Annotated in this window: 5 protein-coding genes, 3 tRNA genes and 1 pseudogene; 2 read left to right on the top strand and 7 right to left on the bottom strand. The window is 67.9% G+C overall.

Annotated elements, in window-relative coordinates:
- Nucleotides 1-10: 10 nt before the first annotated feature.
- Together LQV45_RS14190 and LQV45_RS14185 are read right to left on the bottom strand one after the other, a co-directional pair.
- Nucleotides 11-81, bottom strand: a tRNA-Cys gene (locus LQV45_RS14190).
- A 64-nt stretch (nt 82-145) separates the two neighbouring features.
- Nucleotides 146-218 (bottom strand) — tRNA-Gly (locus LQV45_RS14185).
- A gap of 152 nt (nt 219-370) precedes the next feature.
- Between LQV45_RS14185 and LQV45_RS14180 the strand changes: the two genes are divergently transcribed.
- Together LQV45_RS14180 and LQV45_RS14175 are read left to right on the top strand one after the other, a co-directional pair.
- Nucleotides 371-446, top strand: a tRNA-Val gene (locus tag LQV45_RS14180).
- 159 nt (nt 447-605) lie between these two features.
- Nucleotides 606-920 (top strand): hypothetical protein, encoded by a 315-nt coding sequence (locus LQV45_RS14175; protein WP_230007586.1) that lies wholly within the window; start codon nt 606-608, stop codon nt 918-920.
- An 18-nt stretch (nt 921-938) separates the two neighbouring features.
- On the opposite strand, the gene LQV45_RS14170 is transcribed toward LQV45_RS14175, so the two are convergent.
- From LQV45_RS14170 to LQV45_RS14150, 5 genes and pseudogenes are all read right to left on the bottom strand, one after another.
- Nucleotides 939-2,009, bottom strand: a complete 1,071-nt coding sequence (locus LQV45_RS14170) for a hypothetical protein (RefSeq protein WP_230007585.1) — start codon at nt 2,007-2,009, stop codon at nt 939-941.
- The gene (locus LQV45_RS14165) at nt 2,006-2,518 is read right to left on the bottom strand and encodes a hypothetical protein (RefSeq protein WP_230007584.1); all 513 of its coding nucleotides are present in this window, start codon (nt 2,516-2,518) and stop codon (nt 2,006-2,008) included. The genes LQV45_RS14170 and LQV45_RS14165 overlap by 4 nt, the downstream gene beginning before the upstream one ends.
- A complete protein-coding gene (locus LQV45_RS14160) occupies nt 2,505-3,536 on the bottom strand; it encodes an immunoglobulin domain-containing protein (RefSeq protein WP_230007583.1) in 1,032 nt (343 codons plus the stop codon). The genes LQV45_RS14165 and LQV45_RS14160 overlap by 14 nt, the downstream gene beginning before the upstream one ends.
- Before the next feature lie 77 nt (nt 3,537-3,613).
- The gene (locus LQV45_RS14155) at nt 3,614-6,379 is read right to left on the bottom strand and encodes a hypothetical protein (protein WP_230007582.1); all 2,766 of its coding nucleotides are present in this window, start codon (nt 6,377-6,379) and stop codon (nt 3,614-3,616) included.
- 4 nt (nt 6,380-6,383) lie between these two features.
- Nucleotides 6,384-7,384 (bottom strand): annotated as a pseudogene (locus LQV45_RS14150) (hypothetical protein); the annotation flags it as partial.

Genomic DNA, 7,384 nt, shown 5'->3' with positions numbered 1-7,384 from the left:
GTTGTCGTCGAGGTGGCGACGGGATTCGAACCCGTGTAAACGGCTTTGCAGGCCGGTGCCTAGCCGCTCGGCCACGCCACCGTGTGTGGTTCGACCCACGTGTCATGATCGTTCGTCGGAAACCTGACGAAGATCTTCACACTCGAGCGGATGACGAGACTCGAACTCGCGACCCCAACCTTGGCAAGGTTGTGCGCTACCAACTGCGCTACATCCGCATTTTGTTCCCGGGGCTTGCCCCGAGCACTCGTAAGACATTACCCGATTCCGGGGCGTGCGCAAAACCAGACGCGGCCCGCGCGTGTCCATCGTCGTGGTCGGAACGGCCCCCGCGGATCGGGTAAGGTAGTCGAGTCCCGTTGAGGACGACGGGCGATTGGCGCAGTTGGTAGCGCGCTTCCTTCACACGGAAGAGGTCGTCGGTTCGAGTCCGGCATCGCCCACCATGAAAACCCCCGGTTAGCCGGGGGTTTTCGCTTTCCCGCTCGTGTTCATCGACCCCCTGCATGGCAGGTGCATGGCAGAACTCATCGTCGTGCTGCGTTGCAGGGCATAGTCGCGCACAATCCGCCCCCGTGTCGGCGCCCCGGAATACGCTCGCGGGCATGCCCGAATGGCACCCGATGCTCGCAGCCGTCGAGATCTCTCCCGGCACCTGGCACATGGTCGAGCCGGCCGGAAAGCGCTACGGCACGATCGAGATCAGGCGCACCGTCGACGGCATTCGCTACCGGGCGGTGCACCACCACGGGGCCGGCGACGAGCTGCTCGGATGGGGCACCTCGCTGCGCCTCGCGTGCGAGCGCATCCACCGCGCCTACCTCAGCGCAATGTCGCCGGCGTCGGGTCCGAATGAGGGGTGGCCGGCCCACCCGTCGCGCTCCCGGAACGCCGAAACGCCGCCCCCCTCCCGCAGATAGGCGGGAGAGGGGCGGCGGTCAGCTGCTGAAGATGCGCGGGCGCACGATGGTCACGCCGAGGTTTCCGGCGGGGGCAGTCCAATCGAGGTAGGTCTGCAGGCGCATATCGGTCCACCCGGATGCCTCGACCGACGCCTCGATCGTGCTCTGCCCAGTCGGAACCACACGGCTGAAAAACGACCGCGAGGATTGCGTGCCACCCTGACCGACACGGAAACGCAGCACCGCAGGGCCGGCCGGCACGCTTACGTCGACCTGCACGCGCACGTGCCGGGTCGCTGGCAGGACGACGCTGGACTCGACTGTCGCCACCCCGAAGGTTGGCGAACCCGGCGGGCGAGTCGTCGAGAAGGTGGCCGACCCGTCACCGTTCAGGGTCGCGTAACTCGCTGCCTCGAACGGGTCGGGGACCTCGGGCCGCTTCCACTCGCTCGCGGTTACCTCAGTCGTCGCTGCAGGGAACTGCTCGATGGACGCGAGCGGGCTCAGGAACGGGAACAGAGTCCGCCAGATGCGATCGTTCTCGCGCATCTGCTCGACGCGGTTCGCGGCCCCTTCCAGCAACACGCGAGTGTTGACGAAGTGCCGCCACCGGAAATACTCGGCGAACCATTCCTGATAGGTGTCGTTGTACGCCCACGAGATCTCGCGCGAGTTCGCCTGAAACCAATCGCGGTAGGTCGTCGACAGGTTCCGTTCATCGCCCTGCGATCGCGCCCACGCGAAGTCGACGACGTGCCCCCACTCGTGCACGACCGAGCCCGACCGCTGACCGACGAGCGTCATCACCGCGAGCCGCCGGTCGGGCTGATAACTCACGCTCGCCTGCCAGCTGTCACGGCCACCGCTCGCCCCGAAGTCGGCGACGGCTGTCTCGGGGTCGAGCGCGCCCATGATGAAAACGTCCGTGCCCCCGCTGATCGCGCCCGATAGCATCCGCTGCGGACGAAACGCCGCGGGCAGGCCGGCGATCGCCGACATGACCGCGGCGGCTTCATCCGGCCGGCCGCGCGCGGTGTAGTTCTCCACACCGTTGATGCCGCTCACCCATGCCCGCGCGTTCGTGTTCAGCCGGCTGCGCACCGTCACGTGACGGGCTCCCACAGAATGCTCACCGTCAGGTCGGCCCCCGGCACGCTCGTGTAGCGCGCGTCGGCGATCGCATCCACGGCGATTTTGAATGTGGTCGCTGCGGGATAGCCGGCCGCGGGGCTGACGTCCTCACGCGCATAGTCGCGAATGTCTGTCGGGTACGCCGGCCCCACATCGCCGGCGGGGCTGCGGTTGAACGTGAGCCGGCCCGCGGGCGTGGGGAACACGGTCGTGTAGCTCTGCACGAACGGGCTCGTGCCCGGCGATCGGAGGACGTTCACGAGCAGACCGGACTCGCCTGCGTTCGTACCCAGCGACCCGATGATGCGACGTATCCACCCGGCCTCGCCGGGGCAGATTGCCGCCTCGCTCATGCCGACCGCGAGTTTGCCGGGGATGGTGATATCGAACCGACGTAGACCGGTGATCGCTCCCCCGCCCGCGCCCGGCGTCGCCGGCGTCGCCCACTTCACGCCGGCCGGCGCGGTGGTGTCACGCGTGAGCACCTGGCCGCTCGTGCCGGCTGCGAGGCGTTGCGGCTTTCCGTCCGAGCCGCCGACGATGAGATCGCCGGCCGCGGTGACGAGGCCGGCGGGGATGCCGCCGACCCCGTCGGGGATTGTGTCGGCGGGCAGCATTGTCGAATCTGGCGCGGAACACGGCCGAGTTGAACGGCGGCCCGATGGTGACCGTCGCCGACGTTGCGCCCGGCACGCTCGCCCAGACGAACTGACCGCCCACCGAGTTGCGCACGTACCACTGCACGCTGTCGTAATTGGTCGCTTCGGCCGACAGCGTCACCGTTTCGCTGTTGTTGATCTGCGTCGACGCGGGCTGCTTGGTCACGATCGGGATCGCGGGCGCGGCCGTGACGGTTAGCACGGCGACGTCGGTCGCAGTCGATCCGATCGAGTTCGTGAATACGGCTCGGTATTCGCTGCCGTCGTCGGTCGCGGTCAGGGCGGGCGTCGTATAGCTCGGGGCTGTCGCGCCGGCGATATCGGCCCATGCCTGTGCCGAGTTCGCGCGCCGCTGCCACTGACACGTCGGAGCCGGGTCACCATCCGCCGAGGCCGTGAACGTCGCCCGCAGGCCTACCGATACCGACTTGGTTCCGGGCTGCGCCGTGACGACCGGCGCTGACTGCGGAGCCGTCACGGTGAGCAGTAGCGCGCCCGCAAACTGCGGATCGCGGACGATCTTCACCCCTCCCCCACCGCCACCGCCGCCGGCGGCGATCGCGTCGACACGGCGCGCGAGGTCGGTCCACGTCGGCAGACGTTCGATTGTCGGTTCGACTGTTTCCGGGTCGATCTCCTGCAGCGACGACTCGCTGAGGACGTCTGTCGAGTCGGGCACGCGCACCCACCGTTCAACCGCGCCGCGGACACCAGAGGGAACGATTCGCCAATACCCCTGTGACAGCTCGACCGTCGCCTCGCCGTCGACGAGCGGCACCGTGAACGACGCCTGCGATCGCAGCGTGCCGTTGTCGCGTTCCGGCACCGCGAGCGCCAGGCGCACCGCCCCGTGCGCGGGCCGGTCGATGCCAGAGGGTGCAGGGTCGGCGTATCTGAATCTGACTCGTGTCATCGTTCCTCCTAAGCCACGTAGTCGGCGACGTCCCAGACGCCCGACGGGTTGGTGATGGTGGTGCCGCCGGCGTTGGTGAACACCGCACGGAACCGGTAAGCGGTCGCGGGCTCACCGATGTACCCATTCGCCGCGGTGACGGCGTGCTGCAGCTGCGTCGACGTCGCGCCGGCGATGTTCGACCACGGCCCCGAAGGCGCGACCTGCCGCTGCCATTGGCACGACACACCCGACCCCGTAGCGGCTGCGTCGAGCCGCACTAAATAGGCACCTGTCGGCCCATTGACCTCGACGTAACGGCCCTCCGTGCTCGGGTGCACTGTGACCAACGGTGCAGCCACCACAGGCGCCGCCACCGTGAGAGTCGCGGGCCGGGTGTAGTCCGTCCCGGCGAGCGAGCGGAACACACACCGGTAGCGCCACCCATCCATCCCGACCGTTGCTGCCGGCGTCGTGTAGGTCGACCCGGTTTCGCCGGCGAGATCGCCCCACCCGTCGCCGCGATCAACCTGCCACTGTTGCGAGTCGAACCCGCTTGCCGCGGCGTCCATGACGGTCGTACTGCCGACGGTGCGCGTGACGCTGACGGGATGCCCGGACACGTCCGGGACTGTGCCCACGATCTGACGAAGCCCGTAGGTGCCGATCATTCCACCCTCGACGTCGAGCGAGATGCGCAGCTTTATCGAGGTGATCCGCGCGACGATGCCTGGCACGCGCCCGGTGACGTCTTCGAGGCGAACGGGGTCACCCAGCTGCAGGCGGGGGTCAGCCGGCACCGTCACGTCGGCGATCGTCGCGCGTGGGCCGGCGGTGTCGTTCAGTACGGCCGCGAGGAACGGGTCGACGGTCGCGGCGTCCTGCCACCACACCGACTCGCCGAATGCGTTCAGCCGGGTGCCCCACGTCGCGACGGCTGCAGCGTTCGCCCGGTCGACGGTTTGCTCAGTGCGAGCCTCATCGGAAAACCGGGTGCCATATATCCACAGCCCCGGCCCACCGCTGACGAGGCCGTCGACGCGGGGCTCGCTCCACTGATCGTTCGTCGGAACAACCGCGTAGAGGGTCGAGCTAATCGAACTGAAAAACGTGACCTTGACGCTGGTCTGCGACAGCGGGGTGATCCACGCGCGAGCCGATGTGCCGGTGTAGGGCGATGTGCCCGCTCGATCGCTGCATAATACGAACCCCGACGTCTGCTCCGCCGACGCCGGCGTGGTCACGCTTGGCAGCACCTGACGGCCGGGGGTGAACGGCGTCGACGTGGACAGGACAACGCTCGACGTACCGGTCGGGATCTCGATGATGCGGTCAGCGACGAGAGCCGGCACGGGTTCGAGAGGCCCACCGCCCAGGGTCTGTTCGATGCCGGGCGCGGACTTCACGCGTGCGGTGATACGGGTCAGGATCGCGTCGACGGATGCGCTCGCGCGAATGTCATCGACGAGGTCCACGCCCCACGTCGTGACGGGGTTGACCCGCGCGCCGAGGTCGGCGCGGGTGCGGAAGAAGAACCGCCCGAGTTCGTCGAACCCGACCATGCCGAGTTCAGCCTGCGCGATCTGTTTCAGCGTGTCCCACGAGTTGTCGCCGTCGATCTCCGGCACGGTGAGCAGGTCGAGAGCGCCGCGGCTGACGTCAGCTGCGGGCTCGAAAGCACTGATGTTGGACGCCGGCCCCACTCCCGGCTGCGAGGTGAAGTGCAGCGCGAGCCCTTGAATGCGGACGTCCCCCCACGTCACGCGCTCGATGAACCCCGACCCGGGGTTAACCGTCCACGTGCTCGTCGACGTGCCGTAGACGGCGCCGTTCAGCCACACTCGGACGTAGCTGTTTCCCTTGACCTCGACGGCTAGGTGTTGCCACCCCGTGCCGATGCCGGTCACCTGCGCCACGAGGCCGCTCGCACTGTCGTTGGATGAGTACACGTACGCGCGGCCGGCTTCCACCTCCACCCACACGCTCCCCCCGAATAGGTTGAGCCGGAACGCGGTCCGCCGGTCAGTGCCGGTCGGCATCTGAATGAACGCCTCGACGGTGGTGTAACCAAGAAGGTAGGCGCACTGCGCCCGAGTGAATCCGGCCAGGTTGACGCTACCGAACGGGGCCGAACCGAGCCGGCCTGCGCTCAGCCAAGGGCCCGCAATTCCCGCGCCGGTCGGCATGACCCACCCGATATCGGCGATCCACCCGCCCACGCAGGGCACGCTGAGTTCGCAGCCGGCGCGCGGGGCCGGTGTCACGCGGATGCCGTTCGCGTGCAAGATGTTCACCACGACGGCTTCGGTGTTCGTCGGGTAGCGGCGAACCGCGCCGAGCGTGTAGGCGCTGACGGTCGAGCCGAACGCAGGCAGGCGCACGGGGGCATTCAGCCGGTCCGCCGCGTCGCGCGCTGACAGTGTCACCTCGCCGTCTGCCTCGGATGCGTCGAGGTCGGCGACCTGCCCCGAGAACACGGGAACGGTCAGACCGTCGTAGCCTGCGGCGACGTCGATCGACGAGCCGAGCCAAGCCCGCAGATCCCGCGGGCGCAGTGGCTGCGGCGCACCCGCGGCGTATGCGTCGCCGGTCACCTTCACGGTGGCCGAGATCCCGCCGACGACGTCGGATGCCGAGTCGGGTAGCTCGCCCGAGAGCGCGCGCACGATCTCGATCGACTCGCCCCACCCGTCGGATGCCGCGAGGTCGGCCCCCGCCGAGGGGACGGGGGCCGACACGGTGAGCGGGGTCCGCGCGGCCAGAGCCGACGCGAACCCCGATGGGCCTTGCTGCATTGAGTTACCTCCGCTTGCGCCGGTGGCGTTCCACCGACTCGTAGACCGTTCGCCCGTCGAGTTTCAGGACGTTGTGGACGACGGTGTCGCCGCCGTCATCGCCGCCGCCGCCGAACCCGTAGCGCTCGCTCTCGGACAGCGGCACGACGGCCTCGGTTCCGGCCTCGCCGATCAGGGCGAGGGTGGGGCCTGTGACGATGCCCCCCGTTGCGAGCGCGGGAATATTGGCGAACTTCGGGAAATTGACCTGGCCGATAATCGGAATATTAAACGACTTTCCACCGAGCGTCATATTCCAAACGTCAATGATCGTGTTCTGTATATTCCGCACAACGTCGCCGACAATTTTCAGCAGACCCGTCCATGCTTCACCCGTTCGCTGCGGAATAGAGGTGAACCATTTCACGATCTCGTCGATTTTCCCGCCGAGCCAATTCACGCCGTCGCCGATATCGCCGAGGAACCCCCGAAACCAATCCGAGGCCAATTGGCCGGCGATCGAAAACCCGAGCATGAGGTTCGACCACGCCTCGCCGATCCACTTCGTGACCGAATCCCAGTTCTGCCACAGCCAGATGCCGGCAGCGATCAGCAGACCGATCGCGACGATGATCGCCGCGATGATCCACGTCACCGGGGACGCGTACCACGCGACGTTATTCGCCGCCGTGGCCGCGGTGTTCGCGACGGTCGCCGCGGTGGCAGCGACCTGCGCACCACGGAACGTCACGATTGCGAGGGCGAGAGGCCCGAGCGCTGCGACCGCGCCGACGATATCCCCGCCGAACGCCGCAAACCACGACGCCGCCTCGCCCATCGGCCCCTGCGTGTTGACGAGTTCGGAGAGCCACCCCTGCCACCCTCGCTTCATCTGCTCGACCCGCGTCAGCGGCCCCTCTTCGAGAGCCCCTGTGACGCTGTCTGCGGCCCCTTCGACCTGACCGAGAGCATCCGTCGCGGTGCTCGGGTCCATCGCGTACAGGGCGCCCTGCAGATCCTCGGCCT

Source organism: Microbacterium sp. Bi128 (genome assembly GCF_918698205.1).
The sequence above is the reverse complement of the archived record's forward strand: the minus strand, read 5'-3'. Positions and strand labels throughout refer to the sequence as shown.